Source organism: Spirochaetia bacterium 38H-sp (assembly GCA_039023545.1).
GTDB lineage: Bacteria > Spirochaetota > Spirochaetia > Winmispirales > Winmispiraceae > Rarispira > Rarispira pelagica.
In genome coordinates, this window is sequence record JBCHKQ010000007.1 from 16,290 (window position 1) to 38,621 (window position 22,332).

19 protein-coding genes and 1 pseudogene are annotated in these 22,332 nt (G+C 40.3%); 16 read left to right on the top strand and 4 right to left on the bottom strand.

The window, feature by feature from the left end:
• Position 1: 1 nt before the first annotated feature.
• The 5 genes from ftsH (at position 2) to WKV44_10275 (ending at position 6,153) form a co-directional block, all read left to right on the top strand.
• Complete coding sequence (gene ftsH / locus WKV44_10255; protein ID MEM5948921.1) at positions 2 to 1,864, top strand: ATP-dependent zinc metalloprotease FtsH; 1,863 nt, start codon at positions 2 to 4, stop codon at positions 1,862 to 1,864.
• 31 nt (positions 1,865 to 1,895) lie between these two features.
• Positions 1,896 to 3,548 carry a tetratricopeptide repeat protein gene (locus WKV44_10260; protein MEM5948922.1) on the top strand — a complete coding sequence of 551 codons (1,653 nt, stop codon included), beginning with the start codon at positions 1,896 to 1,898 and terminating at the stop codon, positions 3,546 to 3,548.
• Positions 3,520 to 5,313 (top strand): S1C family serine protease, encoded by a 1,794-nt coding sequence (locus tag WKV44_10265; protein ID MEM5948923.1) that lies wholly within the window; start codon positions 3,520 to 3,522, stop codon positions 5,311 to 5,313. The genes WKV44_10260 and WKV44_10265 overlap by 29 nt, the downstream gene beginning before the upstream one ends.
• 85 nt (positions 5,314 to 5,398) lie before the next feature.
• Positions 5,399 to 5,818 (top strand): hypothetical protein, encoded by a 420-nt coding sequence (locus tag WKV44_10270; protein MEM5948924.1) that lies wholly within the window; start codon positions 5,399 to 5,401, stop codon positions 5,816 to 5,818.
• Between the two features lie 62 nt (positions 5,819 to 5,880).
• A complete protein-coding gene (locus tag WKV44_10275; protein ID MEM5948925.1) occupies positions 5,881 to 6,153 on the top strand; it encodes a DUF3276 family protein in 273 nt (90 codons plus the stop codon).
• On the opposite strand, the gene WKV44_10280 is transcribed toward WKV44_10275, so the two are convergent.
• Positions 6,089 to 6,673 (bottom strand): ribonuclease HII, encoded by a 585-nt coding sequence (locus WKV44_10280; GenBank protein ID MEM5948926.1) that lies wholly within the window; start codon positions 6,671 to 6,673, stop codon positions 6,089 to 6,091. The genes WKV44_10275 and WKV44_10280 overlap by 65 nt on opposite strands.
• A gap of 287 nt (positions 6,674 to 6,960) precedes the next feature.
• On the opposite strand from WKV44_10280, the gene gap reads away from it, so the two are divergent.
• The 4 genes from gap (at position 6,961) to secG (ending at position 10,435) form a co-directional block, all read left to right on the top strand.
• Positions 6,961 to 7,974, top strand: coding sequence for a type I glyceraldehyde-3-phosphate dehydrogenase (gene gap / locus WKV44_10285; GenBank protein ID MEM5948927.1), 1,014 nt, complete (start codon positions 6,961 to 6,963; stop codon positions 7,972 to 7,974).
• Between the two features lie 71 nt (positions 7,975 to 8,045).
• On the top strand, positions 8,046 to 9,224 hold the full coding sequence (locus WKV44_10290; GenBank protein MEM5948928.1) for a phosphoglycerate kinase: 1,179 nt from the start codon (positions 8,046 to 8,048) through the stop codon (positions 9,222 to 9,224).
• 42 nt (positions 9,225 to 9,266) lie between these two features.
• Positions 9,267 to 10,022, top strand: coding sequence for a triose-phosphate isomerase (tpiA, locus tag WKV44_10295; GenBank protein MEM5948929.1), 756 nt, complete (start codon positions 9,267 to 9,269; stop codon positions 10,020 to 10,022).
• Between the two features lie 8 nt (positions 10,023 to 10,030).
• Positions 10,031 to 10,435 (top strand): preprotein translocase subunit SecG, encoded by a 405-nt coding sequence (gene secG / locus WKV44_10300; protein ID MEM5948930.1) that lies wholly within the window; start codon positions 10,031 to 10,033, stop codon positions 10,433 to 10,435.
• Positions 10,436 to 10,585: 150 nt separating this feature from the next.
• On the opposite strand, the gene WKV44_10305 is transcribed toward secG, so the two are convergent.
• Positions 10,586 to 11,554, bottom strand: coding sequence for an aldo/keto reductase (locus WKV44_10305; GenBank protein ID MEM5948931.1), 969 nt, complete (start codon positions 11,552 to 11,554; stop codon positions 10,586 to 10,588).
• A gap of 215 nt (positions 11,555 to 11,769) precedes the next feature.
• Positions 11,770 to 12,762 carry a class II fructose-bisphosphate aldolase gene (locus WKV44_10310; GenBank protein MEM5948932.1) on the bottom strand — a complete coding sequence of 331 codons (993 nt, stop codon included), beginning with the start codon at positions 12,760 to 12,762 and terminating at the stop codon, positions 11,770 to 11,772.
• Positions 12,763 to 12,917: 155 nt separating this feature from the next.
• On the opposite strand from WKV44_10310, the gene WKV44_10315 reads away from it, so the two are divergent.
• The 4 genes from WKV44_10315 (at position 12,918) to WKV44_10330 (ending at position 19,053) form a co-directional block, all read left to right on the top strand.
• Positions 12,918 to 13,700: a hypothetical protein gene (locus WKV44_10315; protein ID MEM5948933.1), complete on the top strand. Its 783-nt coding sequence runs from the start codon at positions 12,918 to 12,920 to the stop codon at positions 13,698 to 13,700.
• 74 nt (positions 13,701 to 13,774) lie between these two features.
• A complete protein-coding gene (locus WKV44_10320; protein ID MEM5948934.1) occupies positions 13,775 to 16,288 on the top strand; it encodes a Smr/MutS family protein in 2,514 nt (837 codons plus the stop codon).
• 228 nt (positions 16,289 to 16,516) lie between these two features.
• A complete protein-coding gene (locus tag WKV44_10325) occupies positions 16,517 to 16,969 on the top strand; it encodes a DUF1801 domain-containing protein (protein ID MEM5948935.1) in 453 nt (150 codons plus the stop codon).
• 185 nt (positions 16,970 to 17,154) lie between these two features.
• On the top strand, positions 17,155 to 19,053 hold the full coding sequence (locus WKV44_10330; GenBank protein ID MEM5948936.1) for a glycoside hydrolase: 1,899 nt from the start codon (positions 17,155 to 17,157) through the stop codon (positions 19,051 to 19,053).
• Here WKV44_10330 and WKV44_10335 read toward each other — a convergent pair.
• Complete coding sequence (locus WKV44_10335) at positions 19,016 to 20,239, bottom strand: hypothetical protein (GenBank protein ID MEM5948937.1); 1,224 nt, start codon at positions 20,237 to 20,239, stop codon at positions 19,016 to 19,018. The genes WKV44_10330 and WKV44_10335 overlap by 38 nt on opposite strands.
• Positions 20,240 to 20,649: 410 nt before the next feature.
• Between WKV44_10335 and WKV44_10340 the strand changes: the two are divergent.
• From WKV44_10340 to WKV44_10350, 3 genes and pseudogenes are all read left to right on the top strand, one after another.
• A pseudogene (locus tag WKV44_10340) lies at positions 20,650 to 20,817 on the top strand (tyrosine-type recombinase/integrase).
• A 121-nt stretch (positions 20,818 to 20,938) separates the two neighbouring features.
• Complete coding sequence (locus WKV44_10345; GenBank protein MEM5948938.1) at positions 20,939 to 21,694, top strand: DNA alkylation repair protein; 756 nt, start codon at positions 20,939 to 20,941, stop codon at positions 21,692 to 21,694.
• A 164-nt stretch (positions 21,695 to 21,858) separates the two neighbouring features.
• Positions 21,859 to 22,329 carry a hypothetical protein gene (locus tag WKV44_10350; GenBank protein MEM5948939.1) on the top strand — a complete coding sequence of 157 codons (471 nt, stop codon included), beginning with the start codon at positions 21,859 to 21,861 and terminating at the stop codon, positions 22,327 to 22,329.
• Positions 22,330 to 22,332: the final 3 nt, after the last annotated feature.

Genomic DNA, 22,332 nt, shown 5'->3' on the forward strand with positions numbered 1-22,332 from the left:
AGTGAATCAGGATAATGATCCCAAGAAACAGCCACCTTTTAACATTAATCCCAATACAAATAGGTTTGCATTGATTTTCCTAATTATTCTTATAGTATTGTTTGCCGCAAGTATTTTATTTTCTTCCGGTAGTATAGGAACAGAGATACCATATTCTGCGTTTATAAGCTATCTGGAGGAAGGAAAGATAAATTCTGTTACGATCATAGACCAGTTTGAAATTCATGGTACTTATTCTGGCAGAGGGGATAATCTCAATTTGTTTATTACAAAAATCCCCTACTATGATCCGGATCTTATATCCATACTAAAAAGCAAAGGGGTTACTGTAAAAGGAGATGTAAAAGGTGTTTCTCCTCTTAGAGTTATTCTGGAGACTATTCCCTGGATACTTATTTTTGCTTTTACCTGGTTTATGTTCAGACAGATGCAGTCTGGTGGTAATAAGGCTTTTTCCTTTGGTAAAAGTAAAGCTCGCTCTTATACTGATGGTAAAAAAGTAACGTTTGCTGATGTTGCGGGTCAGAAAGAAGCGAAACATGAACTTGAAGAGGTTGTTGAGTTTTTAAAGAACCCTGCTCGTTTTACCAAGATAGGAGCAAGGATACCAAAAGGTGTGTTACTCGTAGGCATGCCCGGTACAGGTAAAACTCTTCTTGCAAGAGCTGTAGCCGGTGAGGCGGGAGTGTCTTTCTTCCACATGTCTGGTTCTGATTTTGTTGAGATGTTTGTAGGTGTGGGTGCCGCAAGGGTCAGGGATCTTTTTGACCAAGCCAGAAAAAACTCACCATGCATAATTTTTATAGATGAGCTTGATGCTGTGGGTCGTGTAAGAGGTGCTGGTTACGGAGGAGGCCATGATGAACGTGAGCAGACCCTCAACCAGCTTCTGGTGGAAATGGACGGATTTGAAAGCAAAGAAGGTATTATTGTGCTTGCAGCTACCAATAGGCCTGATGTCCTTGATCCTGCATTACTTAGACCAGGGCGTTTTGACAGACAGGTGGTTGTTGATATGCCAGATATAAAGGAACGTGAGGCTATTCTTAAGATTCATGCAAGGAAAGTACCTATAGGAGAAGATGTGGATTTTGAGCGTCTTGCAAGAGGAACTGCCGGTAGTTCCGGAGCGGACCTAGAGAACATGGTAAATGAAGCAGCATTGCTTGCTGCAAGAAAGCATAAAGACAAAGTAAATATGGAGGACTTTGAGGAGGCACGCGACAAGGTTATAATGGGTGTTGCAAGAAAATCGAGGGTTCTCAGTAAAGAAGAAAAAGAAAAAACAGCGTACCACGAATCCGGGCATGCACTTCTCCATTTCTTTTTGAACAATGCGGATCCTCTCCATAAGGTTACCATAATACCAAGAGGCAGAGCACTGGGAATGGCAGTTTCTTTACCTGAGAAAGACGAATATTCCAAAGGTAGAAACTGGCTTCTTGATAGAATAAAAATTGCCTTTGGCGGATATGCTGCAGAGAAAATTGTCTACAATGAAACGACAACTGGCACTCAGCAGGATATACGTTATGCTACAGATCTTGCACGTAAGATGGTCTGTGAGTGGGGAATGAGTGAAGAACTGGGTCCTGTAGCTCTAGGACAGGAAGATGAGCCTATATTTATTGGTAAGGAAATTGCAAGGCATAAGGACTACTCAGAAGAAACAGCAAAAAGAATAGATGAGGCTATACATAAGCTTCTAAAGGATGCTCTTGATGATGTGTTTAAAATCCTTACGGAAAATAAAGATAAACTTGATTCTCTTGCTCGTGCACTTGTAGAGAGAGAAACACTTACTGAGTCCGATATTTGTGATCTTTTAAACATAAAGCCAAAGCGGCAAGCAGAGGGCGCTTGATAAGAGTTATTTTTTTGCCGAATATATTGGCATGAAGTCTACCATAAACTTAATAAAACCGGTATGTATCTTGCTTGTCTTTATATCAGGATGTATACCGGTTTTCTCTCAAACACAAGAAAAAACCATAGCAAAATCATATCTCAAAGAAGCAGAGCATTTGTTTGAGCTTAAAAAATACTCTCAAGCACTGAGCATGGCAAACAAAGGCCTTGAGTTCTCTCGCGAACCCAAACTTTTTTTTATTGCAGCAAAGTCTCTTTTTATTCTTAATGCAGATGGAAAAATAGCCAGAGAGTATGCGAGAGAAGCGGTAGATTTATCCAATACTAGTAGTTTTGACGAGAGAGAAGAGTTTCTTGTTTTGTATTATAAAATATTATACAGACAAAAAGAGTATAATTTTATTGTATCCGAGATAACAAAATTGATAGAAAAGAATGAAAACATTTCTCCTGAGCTATACAGAATATATATTTCTTCTCTAAAAAGGTTAAACAAGACGGAGAAGCTTAATGATGTTCTCCCTGTAGTTTTGTCTATTTTTCCAGATGATGCGTGGTTTTATATTTTTTCTGGACTTTATTCTTCTGTACCTATTTCTGAGCTTTTTGATTATGCTACGATATCTACCGAGGACTTAGCTCAGCTTATAGGAATGTTTTTTTATGATGATAGTTTTGATTTGATTCCTGTTTCTATTTTTCATTCTCTTGATATTTCTGAAAGCAATTCTTTGATATCTGCTTTTTCCCTTCTTGCTGATAGCATGGATACAAAAAAGTGGAATATTTTTTTACAACAGGGCGGATATAGGCAGAGGGAGCTTATGCTTGCTTTATATCAAAATAAGGCAATAGATATAGACAGGATAAAACAGGCTTATGACTTCTTTGATGCTACTGACCACATGACTTGGGATACTAATATGGATATGTTCCCCGAGTATAAAATAGACATAAATAATTCTGGAATAGCTACTATGATATATGATGAAAATCAGGATAATCGTCCAGAACTTGTAATAAACTATGAACATGCTTATCCATCGGATATGTATGTGTATGCTGATGAGCAGATATGGAAAATAGTATATGATCCTTATCCTGCTGTTGTCTCCGTGGAACTTATAAGTCAATCAAAACACGTAGAATATAAGCTTATACCTCTCTCACTTGAGATTCCCATAAACGGAATACCCGTACAAAGTGAGAACTGGGTATTGTCCCCTTGGGGAGGGAATGTCCCTTCCTTTGTTATTCCTGTTTCCGACATTCTAAATCACACTTTGGAAATAAATGTATATGATTCTAAGCAGCCAAACAAAGCATATGTAAATATAAGAATGTCAGGTAATAAAATAAATATGCTCAGAGCAAGACTGCTGGATGGTGATTCCTGGGACATGATGGTCTGGTATAAGGATGGATATCCTGAGTATGGAAAACGAGATCTTGATGGCAATGGTTTTTTTGAGATACAGGATACCTACGATGTTGATGGGAATGTAACCAAAAGTTCTTACAACGGTTTAGATAATAACTATAGTCTGGTGTATGATTATAAGGACTCGTCTTTTCTATGGGTATTTAAAGAAGGGGAAAAGGTAAAAAAACTGGTAACAGAGGATAAATGGGGAGGTGCCATTGTTTTTAATGAGCTGCTTAAGGAATTGTATAGGTAAAGTTATAATTATCAATGCAATGCTACTTATTTTTTTTGTATCCTGTAATACGCCCATGCCAGAAGAATATAAGCATGGTATTGATATACGTAATTTAAAAAAAGAACAAATAGAGAAACTATTGAATGACGGAGAAAATGAGATAGTACTTTCTCTTTCGAATTCTCTTAAATCATCACCTTCTGACTTTCATGAACTTACTTCCTCTTTTCTGAATGAAGTAGAAACCAAAGCTCTGGTTTCTCTAAAACTTGAGTATAAAAAAAGCATAGAAAACAAAATTGACTATGATAGAGCTCTTAGTATTGCTCAAACTTTTTATGCCTATAATGACAGCTTTGATACCTTAAAAGAAGTTTATAATCTTATCTCTGATTCTCAAGGACTTTCTCCATATGTTATGGCTTCTTATTATAAGCACCTTTATGATTTTTGTTCTCATGCCATGCGAGAAGATGAGTTTCTGTCTGATAGAGATATTAAAGACCGGATTATAGCCTTACAAAAAAAATATCCCGAGCTAAAAATGTATATAGAGGATTTATTCCCTTTAGATTTTGTTCTTATAGATGGAGATAAAAAAGATATACCAGTTAGTCCTGATGTTCTTTCATCCAATGTTCCTATCATATGGGTAGAAAACGGGCTTACTGTGTCCAATGGTATGTATGTGCCTGATATAAGAATAGGAAGCGGATTTTTTATTGACAGAAAAGGATATATTCTAACCAACTACCATGTGATAGCACCCGTTGTTGATCCCAAAAACGAAGGAATAAGCCATCTATATATAAAGATGCCAAATGATGAAACACATAAAATACCGGCTAAGGTCGTGGGATACGACAGCCTTATGGATATTGCATTATTAAAGACAGAATATATTCCTGGCTATGTTTTTAGTATTTCTCCTAGAGATAGTATCGAGCAGGGTGAGACTGTCTATGCAATTGGTTCTCCTGGGGGATTATCGAGTACTATTACTAAGGGTATTATATCGGCTTTAAACAGAAGGTTTCTTGAGCTCGGGGATCTTATACAGCTTGATGCTCCTGTAAATCCAGGAAACTCAGGTGGGCCTGTTATTGATGATGCTGGAGGTGTTATAGGTATTGTTGATGCTGGTATAGAAACTTTTGAAGGTATAAATTTTTTTATCCCTTCTTATTGGTTTCCTTATGTATTACCTCGTTTGTACAAAGGCGGGGAGGTGATACATCCCTGGCTTGGCTTGGATTTATATGAATCAGGCATGGAGGTATCTGTAAAATCCGTTTTGCCAGGCAGCACTGCAGAACTGGCAGGTATAAAGAAAGGTGATATTATACAGGCTGTTAACGGTATTGAAATTGATAGTATAAAAAGTCTACAAAAAGCACTTTTTATTATAGAACCCAATACACTTGTTAGGATTATAGTAAGAAGAGGTAGTGAAGTTCTTGTCTCTTATGTTGTTACAGGTAAAAGAGATAATGATTATCTCAAATCCAGGGCTAAGTCTTTTTCTTTTGAACAGATTTGTTCTGTTTTCCTGGGAATGGATGTTGAGAAAACTTCTAACAATACTTATGTAGTAAGTCATATATACGGAGGAGGACTTGCGGATAATTCTTCTTTTTCTGTTAATGATTCTTTCACTCTTAAAACCCTAAAAATAACTAACGGCTCAATAAGAATTATCATAGTTGCAAAGCGTATAAAGGACGGATATATGGAAACATATCTGGGGCTTGATGTTCCGCTCTCTTCCACGGATATCTTGTAAATTTTTTGATAATTTTGCTGTTTTCTCTGGATTTTGTCCCTCCCGCGTATTAGATTAATATTAATATAAGCAGGAGGGAGTTTATATGTCCATCAATATGAAAAAAAAGTTGTATCCGATACTGTCCGGTCTTGAGGAAAATATAGTGCTGATTAGGCAGTCATCTTCTCCCTTGAGTATATTAAATAAAATATCATTTGGTTTAAAAGACATATTTGACCTTGCTCTGCATAATGGCAACAGTGTGCTTGCCGATGTCTCCAATACTCTATATCTGTTTATTGAGCAAGCAATAGATAAAGATGCAGCACTTTCTGAGATAGAAGATATTTTGGCTCTTTCTATGGAATACTTTTATCTGAGTTCAGAAGATATGCCCCAATATCAGCATGTAGAGGAAGCTGATATGATAAAGAGGACGGTTTTTGGCTTTTTGTCTCGTCTTGATGGGGTAGAATATAAGAATTCTCCTACTGGTGTGAGTACCGGCAATATTAGTGCATAAAATGCTTGCAATAGGCATTTTTTTGAGTTATAAAGGAAAAAACAATTAGCGAAGGAGAGAGTATGGGGAGTCGAGGAGAAATTTTTTCTTCTAAGGTTTTTGCCGGAAAGAGGACGTACTTTTTTAATGTAAAAGAGAACAGGTATGGCGATCTTTTTCTTGCTCTTGTAGAAAGCAGAAAAGATGTAAGCGGTGAAGGCTTTGAGAGAGATCAGATTGTGGTATATAGAGAAGACCTTTACAGGTTTGTCAACGGTCTTAAGGAAGCTCTCAAGGAGATGGAGAAGCTGGACCAGCAAAAGAATGGCGATGAATTGGGCTCCTTCCATATCTAACAATAGCTTCTCTGTGTGATTGGGTAGGATATCCTTTGTGTTTTTCAAAGCCATAGTTGGGACAGAGCAGGCTGTATCCTTCCATCCAGATATCCCTCAGGTATTTTGCAACTATTGAGGCTGCCATTATGGGCGGATGCAGACTGTCTCCTTTTATAACTGCTGTGCAATTATCTATCCCCTCCGGTATCCACTTGCCATCTACAAGTACCATAATTTCTTTTTCGCAGAGCCCTGCTTTGTGGCACATGTTTTTATAAGCCCTTTGCATAGCAAGAAGGCTTGCCCTGTGTATGTTTATCCTGTCTATCTCATCCGGCCATACCCAGCCTGTCCCTACAGCAATTGCAGAGTCCTTTATGACAGAGTACATCTTTTTTCTCTGTGATGCGCTCAGTTTTTTTGAGTCTCGCAGAAGAGGATGAACAAAGCCTTTGGGAAGTATTACACTTGCTGCGGTAACCGGCCCTGCAAGAGGTCCGCGTCCTGCTTCGTCTATGCCGCATATCTCCATGTCCATATGCTACAGCTTTTTTATCCTTTTTACCAGTTATACCGAACGCGCTATGACGCAGAGCGTCATAGCGCTGCCTCCGGCGGGAGTGTGATAAAAAGAGATTCTTTCTGCTATTTGCCAAAGGCAGCGGAAACTGTGCCGCTCCTGCCATTATTACTGTATGACGGGCGCAGTTTCCGCGTTCGGTATTATTTGTTTTTATGAGTAATTGACACTATCTTTTTATTGCCGTATATTCTCAATTGTATAAAGATTTATCTATAACATCTCTTTTAGAGAGGGGGAATTTTATGAAAATTGCCATCAATGGCTTTGGTAGAATTGGGCGTAATGTGTTTAAGATTGCTCTTGAGAAGGGCGTTGAGGTTATTGCTATAAACGACCTTACCAACACAAAGACTCTTGCACATCTGCTCAAGTATGATTCCACTCAGGGTAAGTTTCCCGGAGAGGTTTCTTATGATGATGAGCATCTTATCGTAAATGGTAAGAAGTATCGCGTAACTGCAGAAAGGAATCCAAAGCAGATTCCTTGGGGTGAGTCTCCCGATGTGGTTATCGAGTCCACAGGTGTTTTCCGCTCTAAGGAAAGCCCCAAGGGTGGTTTTGGAGATCATCTTGTCAATGAGAAGTATCCTGCAAAGAAGGTTATTCTTACTGTTCCCGCTAAGGACGGTATAGATAAGACTATCGTTCTTGGTGTTAATGATGATGATCTTAAGCCAGAGGATAACTGTGTTTCTAATGCTTCTTGTACAACCAACTGTCTTGCTCCTGTTGTCAAGGTGCTTAATGATAAGTTTGGTGTCAAATCTGGTTTTATGACCACAGTGCATGCTTATACTAACGACCAGATTATTCTCGACGGTCCTCACAGTGACCTCAGAAGAGCTCGCTCCTGTGCTGTTTCTATTATTCCTACTTCCACGGGTGCTGCTAAGGCCATAGGCCTTGTTCTTCCTGAGCTCAAGGGCAAGCTTGACGGTGTTGCAATGCGTGTTCCTGTTCCTACAGGTTCTATTGTTGACCTCGTTGCAGAGCTTGAGAAGCCTGCCACTGTTGAGGAAATCAATGCTGCTATGAAGGCTGCTTCTGAAGGTGAGCTTAAGGGTATCCTTGCTTACACAGAGGATCCTATTGTTTCTGTGGATATCATCCACAATCCTCATTCTTCTATCTTTGATGCTCAGAGCACAATGGTGCTTGACGGCAACAAGGTTAAGGTTTTCTCCTGGTATGACAACGAGTGGGGTTATTCAAACCGCGTTGTTGACCTTGTGAAGAAGCTCGAAAAATACTGCTAATTATCTTTATAATATCCGGGCACCTGCTGCCCGGATATCTTTTTATCTTTTTTCTTGCCGGGAGGGTTATTATGGCACTCAAGACTGTTAAAGATTTTGATTTAAAGGGTAAACGTGTTCTTGTTAGAGTTGATTTTAATGTTCCTCTCAAGGATGGTGTTATTACCGATGACACAAGAATCAGGGCTGCGCTCCCCACTCTCAACTATATTCTTGAGCAGGATGCTGCACTTGTTATTATGAGCCACCTTGGAAGGCCCAAGGGAGAAAAAAAACCTGAGTTTAGTCTAGCTCCTGTTTCCAAGAGACTGGAAGAGCTTCTTGGTAAAAAGGTTATCATGGCCTCAGATTGTATAGGTCCTGAGGTTGAGAAGCTTGCTTCTGAGCTTAAGCCGGGTGAGGTTCTTCTTCTGGAAAATGTCAGATACTATAAAGAAGAGACCAAGAATGATCCCGACTTTGCTAAGAAACTTGCTTCCCTCGGTGATGTGTATGTCAATGATGCCTTTGGTACTGCACACAGAGCTCATGCTTCTACAGAGGGTGTTGCTCATCATCTCCCGGCTGCTGCTGGTTTTCTCATAGAGAAAGAGGTTTCTTTCTTCTCCAAGGTACTGGAAGCTCCAGAAAAGCCTTTTGTAGCTGTTATAGGCGGAGCAAAGGTTTCTACCAAGATTGCTGTTCTTGAGTCTCTGCTTTCCCGCTGTACCTGCATGGTAATAGGAGGCGGTATGGCTTATACCTTTCTCAAGGTGCAGGGACACACTATAGGTAATTCTCTTCTTGAAGAAGATTTTCTTGATACTGCAAGCTCTTTCCTCAAGAAGGCTGAGGAACTTGGGGTTGAGGTTATTTTGCCAGTAGACCATGTAGTGGCATCCGAGTTTTCCGAAAATGCAGCTCCAGAGTATGTGGATTCTGCTGATATACCTGAGGGTAAGATTGGCCTTGATGTAGGTAAGAAAACAGTAGAAAAGGTTTGTGCACGTATTTCTGAGGCAAAAACTGTTGTATGGAACGGACCCATGGGAGTTTTTGAGTTCCCTGCTTTTGCAGAAGGTACAAAGAAGGTTGCTGAGGCTATTGCCAATTGTCCGGGAACAACTGTTGTTGGAGGTGGTGATTCTGTTGCTGCAGCCAATGCTTTTGGCGTGGCCGACAAAATGAGCCATGTTTCTACTGGTGGTGGTGCTTCGCTTGAATTTCTGGAGGGGAAAGCTCTCCCCGGAATAGAGGTGTTGAAGAATTGATTGTTTTGCTGTAGTATTGCAAAAAATATATAGGAGATTGTTGTGAAGAGACAGGCTTTTATCGCTGGAAACTGGAAGATGCATAAGACAACAGGTGAGGCTGTTGCTCTTGCTTCCGGTCTTGTTGATAATCTAAGGGGTGTTAATCATAAGATTATGATAGCTCCTCCCTTTACTGCTTTGCAGGCAGTAAGCGAGGTTGTAAAGGGGAGTAATATCCTTCTTGGAGCTCAGAATATGGCCTCTGTAAGAGAGGGAGCACACACAGGCGAGGTGTCTGTGCTTATGCTCAAGGACTTGGGCGTATCGGTTGTCATACTTGGACATTCTGAGCGCAGACTTATATACGGGGAATCAGATAAGCTTATAAATGAGAAAGTAAAACTTGCTCTGGAAGAAGGTCTTGAGGTTATACTCTGTGTAGGTGAGACTCTTGAACAGAGAGAAGCAGGTAAGGAAAACGCTGTGGTAGAAGAGCAGCTTAGAGCAGGTCTTGCAGGTATAACAGAAGAGCAGCTCAGAAACATAACAATAGCTTATGAGCCTGTGTGGGCTATAGGTACAGGAAAGACTGCAAGTCCTCAAGATGCAGATAATATGCATGCTCATATAAGAAAGGTTGTTGCAGAGCTCTACAGCCAGACTGCTGCTGATTCTCTTATAATTCAGTATGGTGGTTCTGTGAAACCCTCCAATGTAAAAGACCTTATGGCAATGGAAAATATAGACGGAGCTCTCGTAGGAGGTGCTTCCCTTTCTGTAGAGAACTTTGTTCCTATTGTTACCTTTGATAAGTAGGAGTTACTATGGCGATTCTGGGAATATTTTTTATCGTACTTCTTGTTATTAGTGCTTTGCTTCTTATTCTTATTGTGCTTGTCCAGGATGAGCAGGGCGAGGGACTTGGAGGTATCTTTGGTGGTGGTTCTGCTTCTCAGGTTTTTGGCGTACAGTCTGAGAACGTACTTACAAAGACTACCAGGGTACTTGCTCTGATATTCTTTCTGAGTGTAATAGGCATAGCCTGGGTGTATAGTTCTGGTAGCACTGATATTACTTCTGATTCTGTTATCAATACTGCTACACAAGAGCAGCTTAAGGAAAATCCTTCTTGGTGGGAGGAAGAAAATACCAGCTCCGATAATTCCCAGGGTCAGGATACTGCGGCAGATACGGAGCAGCCTGCTGCCTCAACCGACAAGGTGGAGTAGTCCGTATTCTGTACTTTCTTGTGATATTAATGCAGATAGTGTTCTCGTTCCTTTGCGTTATAGTAGAGGAACGAGTTATATTAAAAAGCTAGAAGCTTGATATAAAAAAGAGGCAGGAGTTTCCTGCCTCTTTTCTTTATGCATCTTTATTTATGCTGGCCAGATTTTTCTGCCGCCACCAGGAGGAACAATAGCATCTATCTTTGCAAGTTCTTCCTGTGAAAGAGGCGGAAGGTTTGCCGCTTTGATATTGGATTCTGCTTGCTTTACATTCTTGATACCAGGAATAACCGTAGACACGGCTGGATTGGCCAGCACAAATCCAAGTGCTAGCTGAGCAAGCCCTCTCTCTGATGTTTCCAGGTTTTTAAGCCTTTTTACCTTATCCAGATCATCCAAGAAAATCTTATACTCATCTGGATTATCATGCCAGCGCTGCCTGAAATCGCCATCAGGGAACCTTGTGTCCTTGGTATATTTACCAGTAAGAATCCCCATAGCAAGAGCTCCTCTAATTATTACACCAATATTATTTTGCAGACAATATGGCAGAATATCCTTCTCACTTGTCCTGTTTAATATACTGTAATCTATTTGCAGAGTATTTGTCTGACCATCGTGGTTAAACGCCTTAAGGTATTCAAAATCGCTAGTGCTCACGCCGTAGGCTCTCACCTTACCCTGTTCCCTGAGTCTTAAGAAACCCTCCAGAAATATCTCCATTGTAGGATCCCTAAAGTTTATATGACTTTGTATTACATCAATATAATCTGTCTTTAACCTTTTGAGGTTACTCTCAACCCCCTCAATAAGCTTTTCTACCGTGGTATAAGATGTGCTGCCCTTTTCTCCATCAAAATCGCGCCAGCCAATCTTTGTTGCAACTATAAACCTATCTCTGCGGCCATGCATCGCTTGACCCAAAAGCTCTTCGCTGTGGCCATTTCCATATACATCTGCCGTATCAAAAAAAGTTATTCCATTATCCAGCGCATAGTCTATTGCAGAAAGAACATCCCTGTCATCAGTAGGTCCCCATGCATCCCCTCCGGCAGCCCACAAACCCATACCAATCTCGCTTACATTTATACCGGTATTACCAAGCTTTCTATACCTCATCACTTCTCCTTTAAAATATATTTTATATAATATAACAGTTTTTATATGTATTGTAAATTTTTTATTAAAAATAAACACCGAACGCAGTATGACGCGACAGCGTCATACTGCTGCCTCTGGCATCATATTAGTATAGGGAAATGCTAAGGATAGTGATAAAATTCCTTGCATAAAAAAAGGGCTGTCGAAGGACAGCCCATAAATTTAAAAATATTTTAAGCCTTGTTGTCAGAACCAAGCACATTGATGATTTTGTGCTTGTAGAGTTCCTTGAGCTCTGCTCTTGCAGGTCCTAGGTATTTGCGAGGATCAAACTCTGCAGGCTTTGTAGCAAGGATTTCTCTTATTTTTGCTGTCATAGCAAGACGGCCATCGCTGTCTATATTGATTTTACATACTGCCGATGTGGCTGCCTTTCTGAGCTGTTCCTCGGGAATTCCTACCGCATCCTTGAGAGCTCCGCCGTACTTGTTTATTATCTCTACGTACTGCGGGGGTACGGAGGAAGAACCGTGAAGAACGATTGGGAATCCGGGGATTCTCTTTTCTATCTCTTCCAGGATATCAAACCTGAGAGGTGGAGGTACTAATCGTCCGTCAGGGAGTCTCTCGCACTGTTCTGGTTTAAACTTATTGGCACCGTGAGATGTTCCTATTGCAATTGCAAGGGAATCTACTCCTGTGCGGGACACAAAGTCTTCTACCTCTTCCGGGCGTGTGTAGATTGTTTTTTCTGCTACAACCTCATCCTCTACGCCTGCGAGTACTCCGAGCTCTCCTTCTACAGTAACATCGTACTTGTGTGCGTATTCTACTACGCGTCTTGTGAGCTCTATGTTTTCCTCATAAGGAAAGTGAGAACCGTCAATCATAACGGATGAGAAGCCCATGTCTATGCAGGACTTACATGTCTCAAAACTGTCTCCGTGGTCAAGGTGGAGTACTATGGGAATCTCATAGCCGAGTTCCTTGGCATATTGTACTGCACCTTCTGCCATATATCGGAGAAGTGTTTGGTTAGCGTACTCACGTGCGCCTTTTGATACCTGAAGTATCACAGGGGAGCGGGTTTCTACACAGGCCTGTATTATTGCCTGGAGCTGCTCCATGTTGTTAAAGTTGTATGCCGGTATTGCATACTTTCCTGCAATGGCCTTTTTAAACAGCTCTTTTGTGTTTACAAGACCCAAATCTTTATAAGAAATCATTTATTACTCCTTAAGAAAGGATTTCTTTTTTCATATTATGTGCTTTGTTTTATGCTGTCAATAATATGTGAATGTAAATTCTTATGCTTTTTGTTCTTGTTGTTTTCTGCCTGTGTATATTGACACTTTTTCTATGTGTTTTAATACTGAAACGAATGAGAAGGCTTTTTTCTTTTTATTTGTTTGTTTCTTTTGCAGCTATGTTTTTTTTCTCGTGTTCTTCTTATTCTGTGCTTTTTGTTATAAGTCCTCAGACGCGTCTTGTTATGGAGGAGATTGATTCTACTTTTCTGTCTAAGCTTGATAGGTCTGGTGTCCGTGTCGTTGTCTGGAGTCAGGGGGAGCCTGTTGCTCTTCCTAGCGGCGATTTTTCTTCTGTTGTGCTTGGTCCTGTTGTGCTTACAAGTAGAGATTTGCTTCCTGCTGTAAGGCGTGCGTTTCCTGAGCTTCCTGTTAGAGGTTTTGTTTTTTCTTCTGCTTTTGCTTCTTCTCTCTCTTCCGAAGGTGTTGATGTTGCTGTTGTTTCCGGTGCTAGTGCTTTTACTAAGCTTGCTTCTTGGCTTAATGATGAGGGGTTTAATAGGGTTATTCTTCTTTCTTATGCAGATGATGGGGGGCTTTTTTCTTCTTTTTCTACTGTTAATGGTGTAAGCAGGTTGGTGCTTGGAGATGGGGCTTCTTTTGATTCTGTAAGGGCTGCTCTGCCTTTGCCTTCTTCTGATAATCGTATTGCTGTTGTGTGTTTTTTTCCTGATTTTTTAGATGAGCTTCTTGATTTTTATGCAGGCAGGGATGGTGTTGTTATAGTAGCAGTTGGTGTGACGGATTTTTCTTTTCTTGTTAGGGCTTCTTTGGTTCCGGATGTGGATTCTGTTGTTTCTTATGTTGCAGGAAGGTCGGAGTTTCCTGTGTGGCGTTTTGTTTATCAGATGAATTGATTTTTTTGCCAAAGGCAGCGCTGGACGCGTTAGCGTCCATGCGCGTTCGGTTTTTTGTGTTTTGGGAGTTTGGTATGGATGGTTATGCGGTTGAGAGTCTTGAGTTTTTTAGGGTTGTAGATGAGGTTGTTTCTTATGCTATGAGTTCTGAGGGGGCGGAGAGGCTGAGGGGGCAGGGTTTTTTTTATTCTGAGGATGAGATTGCAGATGAGTTAGAGCTTGTTTCCGAGTGGCGCTTTCTTATGGAGCAGGGGCTTCCTGTGTCTGGGGCTTTTCCTGATATTGGAGAGGTTCTTGAGGCTGCTCAGAAGCCGGGGATGGTGCTTTCTCTGGATGATTTGTGTGCTGTGATGCTCTTTTTTAAGGAGATTTCCCGCCTGCGTTCTGTTCTTGTGTCTGCTGAGGCTGTTGAGCGTCTTAGGGCTCTTGCGGGTTCTGTTTATGATTTTTCTTTTGAGTATGAGTTTTTTTCGCGTTATCTTGAGTTTCCTCCTGCTGTAAGGGAGGATGCTTTGCCTGAGCTTGCGGAGATAAGGCAGAGTATGCGCAGGATTTCTGCGGAGATTGAGAGGATTGCTTCTTCTTATCTTAAGAATCCTTCTCTTGAGGGTGCTTTTAATTCTCTTGTGCCTACTCAGAGGGAGGGTCGTACTGTTCTTGCTGTTGTTTCTTCCAGGCGTTCTCTTGTAAAGGGGATTGTCCATGAGGTGTCTGACTCCGGGGCTACGTGTTTTATTGAGCCTTTTGAGATTGTAGAGCAGAATAATCTTCTTGTTTCTGAGCAGAATCGTTACAAAGAGGTTGTCAATAAGCTTTTTGCAGAGCTTACAGAGCGGTTGCGGGCTGTACTGCCCGAGCTTAATGATGCAAGGGATGTTTTGGGTCGTTTGGATGCTGCTTATGCAAAGGCTCGCTATGGTGTTGTACATGACTGCGTACCTGCTTCTCCTGGTTCTAGGTTTGCCGGGAAGGCTCTGAGGCATCCTCTTCTTGGTTCTTCCTGTGTTCCTGTTGATTTTGAGTTTGATGAGAATAGCCGGATATGTGTTTTATCCGGTGCCAATGCAGGTGGTAAGACTGTTTTTTTAAAGACTCTTGGCTTGTGTGTGCTTATGCATCAATTTGGTATGGAGGTTCCTGCTGGTGAGGGGACTGTTCTTCCTGTGTGTTCTTCTGTCCATGTTGCTCTGGGAGATGAGCAGTCTCTTGATAATGCTCTTTCTACTTTTTCTGCATATGCAAAGCGTCTTGCGGAGATTCTTTCTGCATGCAGGGGGGGGGAGCTTGTTTTGCTTGATGAGCTTGGTTCTGGTACTGATCCCCAGGAGGGGGGTGCGCTTTCTGTTGCGGTTCTTGAGGAACTGCGTGCGCGCGGTGCTTTTGTCCTTGCTACGACGCATGTCGATTATCTTAAGGTCTATGCATCATCTACTCCGGGAGTTTTTAATGCGAGTGTTAATTTTGATGAGAGGGATTTTAAGCCTCTTTTTACTATTACTCGCGGTCTTCCTGGTATGAGTTATGCGCTTGTGATTGCGCGTCGTATGGGGGTTCCTGATTCTGTTGTGTGTGCTGCAGAGGGGATTCTCGCGGAGGGTGGGAGCGAGTTTTCCGCTCTGTTGAGGCGTGTGCAGGAGCGTGAGACTGAGCTTTCTGAGCTTGCAAAAAAGCTTGAGGAAAGGGAAAAAGCTCTTGCCGCCATAGAGATGGAGCTTGCAGAGAGGCTGGAGCGGGTAAAAGAGCGTGAGCGGGTCTTGCGCAGAGAAGGGTTGGTTGAGCTTCGTTCTTTTCTTGCGGAGGTCAGAAGAGAGCGAGAGGCGCTTGTAAAAAGGTTGAGGGAAGCTGAGAAGGCTCTTAATGCAAGGGCGATGCAAAATGGGGAATATTTCTCTGAGAGAAAAGCAGGAGAGACAGATAGTGGCTCTTACGACAGCAAAAAAGGGGATGTTGGCAGAGATGTGTCCAGAGGTGTATATAGTGCGGAAAATGATACTCTCCGCTTTGGCAGAGAAACAGGTACAGCTGCTGTGGATTCTGAGGATTATGCTGCGTTTATGGGGCTTGCCAAGAGGCTAGAGGCGCGGCTTGAGAAGGAGGAGCAGGCGCTTTCTGCCGAAAGGCTTCCTTCTAAAACTTCTGATTTTTCTGTAGGTATGAGGGTTATCCATAGGCTTACTGGGAGGACGGGGGAGATTGTGGGACGCGATAAGAAGGGATGGGTTGTTTTGTTTGGCAGTCTCAAGATGGTTATTCCTGCTTCTGACTTGCGTGGTGCAGGGGAGAGTGAGAAGATAAAGCAGGAGTCTGTCAAGGTTCTTGTTGAGGCTGATATGGATTCTGCTGTGCCTCAGGTTTTGGATGTACGGGGGATGCGGCTAGAGGAGGCACTTATGGAAGTTTCTGCTTATATTGAGCGTGCAGCTGTTGCTGGGCTTAGGGAGCTTGCAATTGTGCATGGGACAGGTGCAGGAGTACTGCAGAAAGGCATTGGTGATTTCTTGCGTACCAACCCTATTGTGGAGAGTTTTGACTTTGCACGTCCGGAGGAGGGCGGTTTTGGCAAGACCCTTGTGCATCTCAAGTTCTAAAAGAAATTTATTTTATACCGAACGCACAGCCCGCATATAATCGCGGGCTGTGCTGCCTTTGGCCTAGGTTCTTGAGAGTTATTTTCAAGACTTTGCTTCTTATTAGCCGTTGGCAGGAGTCCCTGCGCCTTTGTCTTTTTTGTTTTGCTATATGGGTGCAGGGACGACGTTCGGTATAATTTATTTGTTTTGTTTGATTTTTGGGTAGTGATAGGTTATCATATCCTTATGCAATACAATGCATCTAATCCTGATGAATATATAAAACAGATTGATCCTGTCTGGAAAGATGCTTTTGTTAGACTGCGTGATTCTATAAAGCGTAGTCTTGACATAGGTTTTATAGAAACTATGCAGTATGGTATGATATCTTATGTAGTATCTAAGGACGTTTTTCCAGAAGGTTATCATGTTGCAGGTGATAAATTGTTGCCTTATATAAGTATAGCAGCTCAAAAGAGATATATAAGTGTCTATCATATGGCAATATATGCAGATGATAGGCTTATGGATTGGTTTGTATCGGAGTGGAATAAACGTTGTGATTATAAGCTGGATATGGGGAAAAGTTGTATAAGGTTTAAAAATGGCTCCAAAATCCCTTATAAGCTTATTGAAGAACTTGCTGGGAAAATGAGCGCAAAAGAGTGGGTGCAGCTGTATAAAAAAATCTCAAAGTAAAGCATGGCAGCTTTTTTTTTAGTTTTACAATCGTTAAGATTGTGATTTATTGTATTTTTTCTTGTCATAAGTTGTGCTATATATTAGTATATCGTCTCAAAAATATTTGTGCTTTTCAATATTTGATACATGGAGTATACTGTATGGGTAAAAACGTATGGGGGGAGATATGATGGGAGGGGATTTTGTTTCCTGATAATTTTAATCTTATCATAGGCTTATTGCATTCTCTTCCTTATGGTACGGATTCCACTGTAATATCCGATTATTATAGCAATATTATAAAACCTCTTGTTTCCAAGATATATGCACGCAGAAATGTTCCCCTGTGTGTGTATTATTCGGGTGCTCTGCTTGAGATGCTTGAGCCGGAAAACGGAGCTTTTTTTAATGTGATACGTGAGATATCAGATAGAAAACAGATAGAGATTCTTGGTGGATGTTTTTACGAGTCGCTTTTGCCTTTTGTTCCAAGACCGGAGAGGATTGCAGGTATAGAAAAGCTTACTACTTTTATCAGACAGGAGTTTGGTAAGAGACCAAGGGGCTGTTTTTTGGGACATGGTGTATGGTCGCAGGAGATAGTACCTGTGTTTTCTACTGCCGGGATGGATTATGTCCTATTCCCAGATTCTCATCTTGTTTATGCTGGTATCGGTTCTGCGGATATTTTTAAACCCTATATTACGGAGCATGACGGCAAAACTTTAAAGCTGCTTCCTTATGTTACTCGTCTTCCGGATAATACCTATTCTTCAAGATACGATGACTTTCTTGCTTTCTTTGCTTCAAGAGTGAAAACAGGCAGTATGCTTATTCTGTTAGAAGATACATCTTCCTGGCTTGGGCTATCTGTTGCAGATAAGAAGAAAAGGCTAGTATGGTGGGAAGGCTTTATTGATTTTCTATCAAATAAAACAGACCTTCCTCTTACCCTGCCCAGGGATTTCTCAAAATCTCATATGGACTACACAGCATTGCACCTACCGGAGCTTGTTCTTACAAAATCAGGCAAGAGTACAGGGGTTTACTCTGGAGACTATATTTCTAGGAGAGAAGAGGCACGGCTTTTGTACTCCAAGATGCAGTACGTAAATACCCTTGTTAAGCAGATACGCCGTGACCGCTCCAGAAAAAAAACTGCCAAGGAGGATTTGTTACGCGGGCTTTCCGGCCATGTATATACCAATAATATGCCTGGAGGCATAGGAGACCCTGTAGCTAGATTTGCCGCTTATTCTGCTCTGCTGGATGCGGAAAACAACACTAGAGAAAAAGGCATTTTTATGCCTTCTGTTGTAAAAACTGATTTTGACTTTGACGGTAGGGATGAGTTCTTGTATCAGGGAAATGAACTTAATGTTTACATAAAACAAAAAGGAGCTTGTGTATTTGAGCTGGATTATTTGCCGTTTTCATGGAATTTTATGGCTGTATGTTCTGTCTTAAACGGAGGAACCAAAAATAACAGCTATAGAACTCCGCGTTTTTTTGCGGAAGATAAGATATATGATAATGCCCCTGTAGAAAATTCTAAAGATCTGCATGATATATCGGGTTTTTCAGAGACTATTTATGATATCAAGAAGTATAGCAGCGATTCTGCGGAGCTTTTGTTCTCAGCACAAGCTGAGATAAGAAAAACAAAGAAAAAATCCTATGTTGTTTTATCCAAAAAATATGTTTTTTTAAAAACAGGTTTCTCTGTTATTTATACGCTTGAGCATAAGGGAGAAGGAAAACTGTTTTTTTCACCTGATTTTAGCTTTTTTCTTCCCCCTGCATACAGCTGGCTGGGACATATAAAAAATGGAGAAGAATCATCAGAGCTCATATTGAGCAAAGATAGAGCCTTTATTGCGGATGATATCAGTCTGTACAATGTTGCCAGCAAAAGAAAGATAAGAAATTTTAACATAAGGTTTTCTTACCCTGTGCAAACAAGATATAAAATCATAAAAGATACTATGGAAGATAAGTCTTTGACTCAGGCGTACTGTCTTAGTCCTGTCATCCCTTTAGAACCAGACTCCACAATTGATTTTGCTATTGAGATAACGGTTGGGAAAGGGCTTCCGGATTGAGAATTGCAGTAATCCATTTTTTTGTCCTGAGATAATATGCTTCTCGTGCCATAAGAAAACTGAGAAGAGCCTGTTCTCTTTTCCCTTCAAAGAACAAAGCCTGCCCCAGATAAAAATAAACACGCATCTCTATGTCCTTATCAGAAGTCGTAGCAAGCAGATTGTAAAGCTGCAATTCTATTGGCTCCCAATCGTTTGTCTTTGTCATATTGGATACTACGGATCTTAGAGATGCCGCAGTACCTGCAAGCGATGTATCCCGTTCTTCTGGAAGCAGCTCAGGAGACGGTAGTACAGGTCTGAAGACAGGCAGAGAAGATATTATATTCTTTACGCTTTTTTCTGTTTTGTCCGATATTGCCTGTCTCCTGGGCATATCTTCTTTTGCAGAACGCCCCACGCTAGGAGTAAAGTTGGGAAGAGGTGCTTCCCTCAGATTGCTTCCGGGTGTTTCTGGGAGACTTATTATTGTTCTTTCCAGTGCAATCTTGACGGGCTCAAGAATAGTATTTTTCCCTGCCAAAAATGTTATCTCCGTACTCAACTCATCTGCAATAGCATAGTAATAATCTATCCCGGGGACAGGATAATCGGTATAACTTGTTTCTGAGCTAGCTATCTCCGTAACCTTTGTAGCAGACTCTATAGAAGACGGAGAAGTAAAAGGCTTTGTGCTCCTGTATATAACAAGATTTCTGTCAGAGCGGGAAGCCTTAAAACTCAGCCTTACTGACTTTTCCTCTGCTTTTGCAGAAAAAGAAAGCACATCTGCCGGAGTAATCTCCTCTTGTGCCTGCTCCACATTTATTTCTATAGGGCTTATGCTAGTATTTCTAAAAGGAATAAAAATCTGGTACTCTGTTCCGTACTCATCCACCACAAGCACAGCATAGTAATAAGCCCCGGACTCTGGAGGATTGTCTATAAAAAACTCTACATCCTCGCCAACAACACCAGCAAGAATCGCAGAAGAAAAAGAAGAGTCTCCTATCCTCTCAGTAGACCGGTAAACCCTGTATTTCTCACCAGAAAGATTAGAGGCATCCTTCCAAAGAATCTTTATCTGCGAACCCTTTACAGAAGTCTTTATAGAAGACACAAAAGGCACAAATCCATTTTCTTGAGAAAATACACAAAGAGAAGTAAAAAAAACAGCAATAAGAAAAAATATCTTTGCAATGCGCATCCTATTATATAATCGGAACATATAACTATATTCTTGATAAAGGCGTACTCATGGTCAAGAACTCATGCTGATATTTTTTATACCGAACGTGTGGAGGCTCATAAGAGCCTCCACACTGCCTCCAGGTGGAAGAAAACATGATGGATTCTCCTATTCCATACACTTTACGGCATCATTTTTGATAGCTATTAAAAATGCTTCCAAAGTTTCCTTCCGATATACTCGCACAAAAAAACACCCATCCCCCCAGAAAAAGAAAGAAAAATTGAAAGTGCATTTAACTTTTTTGTTTTCTTTTGCTATAGATTATTATATACTGTTAAACGAAGATAAACTCAGGTATTTGATTACAATACAGAAAAAGGAGCGAGCTTATAAATCTAAAAACATCGGATATTGATTCGGAGCGTTTTGCAACTCACTTACTTGAGCAGGGGACCGATCTTAGATATATACAAGAATTATTAGGACATAATAGCTCTAAAACAACTGAGATATAAACTCATGTTTCCAAGCAAGCAATAGATAAAATTAATAATCCTATAGACGTTTGGGTAAGGATAACTAATGACTTCTAAAGTAAAAATAACAATAATTGATGTTATTACTCCAAATTAATAGGATAACAACAATGGGTGATATACAGACGTTGTGCCGCATGCTAAGAAAACCGTTTCGCAGATAAACAATGAGTTCAAAATGGAAAATATCATAAATAAAATTCGAACTCAATTAGAACATTCTATTGACAAGAAAACTCAAGCGACAAGTCAAAATTTCTTCAAAGAAAAGATAAAGTTTTATGGGGTCAAGGTTTCAATTGTAAACAAGATTAGTAAGGAGTATTTTAAACTGATTGATTTTAAAACAAAATCAGAAATATTTGACCTCTGCGAGATTTTATGGCAATCAGGATTTATTGAAGAATCATTTATTGCATGCAATTGGTCTTATTATATTCATAAAAAATATGAACCAGGGGATTTTCAAATATTTGAGAAATGGATAAATGATTATGTAAATAATTGGGCTTCGTGTGATACATTATGTAATCATACGATTGGTGAATTTATTGAAATGTATCCTGAGTATTTAGTAAGGTTAAAAGACTTAGCTAAATCGGATAATAAATGGCTACGCCGAGCTTCATCAGTAACTTTGATTAAACCAGCCAGAAAGGGAAAATTTCTCAACGAGATACTAGAAATTGCGGATATTTTGCTAATAGATAAAGATGATTTAGTTCAAAAAGGTTATGGATGGATGTTAAAAGCTGCCAGTGAAGCGAATCAAAGAGAAATATTTGATTATGTGATAAAAAATAAATCTATTATGCCTCGTACAGCATTACGATATGCAATTGAAAAAATGCCAAAAGAATTGAAAAGCAAGGCAATGGAGAAAAAAAATGATATAACAAAAACACGACGGCACAACACACAATATAGCCAATAAGGGTTTCAGAGGCATATGAAGGTTTGTAGTCCGCTACAATTTTTCTTGTAGCCTGATATAAAATCGTCCGCGACCCCTTACTGGCCATATTGTCAACCGTTAGCGGCAACCGGAAGAGCCAGTGCAAACAGCAAAAATCTGATTATTAACTAAGGATTAATATAATGACAATTGACCAAATAAAAGAGACATTTGAACAAGGGGATGATAAAGAAAAACTAAAAGCATTAAAGTTTGCATCACGGATTGGATTTAAAGATGCTGAGAGTGTTTTATCAATAATTCCACAGTTGATAGACTTCTTAAAATCCGATAATGAAGATTTAGTTGAATTTGCTTGTTGGACAGCTGGACAAGTAGGCATAAATCGACTTGATTATTACAAAAATTCTATTGAAGAAATTATTAAAAATCTTGATAGTAAAAATGAAAAAATAAGAGTGAATGCATTATTTGCTTTGGGGCGTATTGGTCGTTCTGACTTTTCATTGATTAGTGATTACTTGGATTTGATTATTAGTTTTTCAAATGACAAATCACCACTTGTAAGATTAGGAATGATTTGGACTTGTGAGAATATTGGGACAAATAATCCAAAAGTATTTAAAGATACCGACAACTTTAAACGACAATGACAG

Coding starts and splice junctions, on each gene's coding strand:
- WKV44_10260 (MEM5948922.1), top strand. CDS start 1,896: ATGAAGTCTACCATAAACTTAATAAAACCGGTATGTATCTTGCTTGTC.
- WKV44_10265 (MEM5948923.1), top strand. CDS start 3,520: ATGAGCTGCTTAAGGAATTGTATAGGTAAAGTTATAATTATCAATGCA.
- WKV44_10270 (MEM5948924.1), top strand. CDS start 5,399: ATGTCCATCAATATGAAAAAAAAGTTGTATCCGATACTGTCCGGTCTT.
- WKV44_10275 (MEM5948925.1), top strand. CDS start 5,881: ATGGGGAGTCGAGGAGAAATTTTTTCTTCTAAGGTTTTTGCCGGAAAG.
- WKV44_10280 (MEM5948926.1), bottom strand. CDS start 6,673: ATGGACATGGAGATATGCGGCATAGACGAAGCAGGACGCGGACCTCTT.
- gap (MEM5948927.1), top strand. CDS start 6,961: ATGAAAATTGCCATCAATGGCTTTGGTAGAATTGGGCGTAATGTGTTT.
- WKV44_10290 (MEM5948928.1), top strand. CDS start 8,046: ATGGCACTCAAGACTGTTAAAGATTTTGATTTAAAGGGTAAACGTGTT.
- secG (MEM5948930.1), top strand. CDS start 10,031: ATGGCGATTCTGGGAATATTTTTTATCGTACTTCTTGTTATTAGTGCT.
- WKV44_10305 (MEM5948931.1), bottom strand. CDS start 11,554: ATGAGGTATAGAAAGCTTGGTAATACCGGTATAAATGTAAGCGAGATT.
- WKV44_10310 (MEM5948932.1), bottom strand. CDS start 12,762: ATGATTTCTTATAAAGATTTGGGTCTTGTAAACACAAAAGAGCTGTTT.
- WKV44_10315 (MEM5948933.1), top strand. CDS start 12,918: ATGAGAAGGCTTTTTTCTTTTTATTTGTTTGTTTCTTTTGCAGCTATG.
- WKV44_10320 (MEM5948934.1), top strand. CDS start 13,775: ATGGATGGTTATGCGGTTGAGAGTCTTGAGTTTTTTAGGGTTGTAGAT.
- WKV44_10325 (MEM5948935.1), top strand. CDS start 16,517: ATGCAATACAATGCATCTAATCCTGATGAATATATAAAACAGATTGAT.
- WKV44_10335 (MEM5948937.1), bottom strand. CDS start 20,239: ATGCGCATTGCAAAGATATTTTTTCTTATTGCTGTTTTTTTTACTTCT.
- WKV44_10345 (MEM5948938.1), top strand. CDS start 20,939: ATGGAAAATATCATAAATAAAATTCGAACTCAATTAGAACATTCTATT.
- WKV44_10350 (MEM5948939.1), top strand. CDS start 21,859: ATGACAATTGACCAAATAAAAGAGACATTTGAACAAGGGGATGATAAA.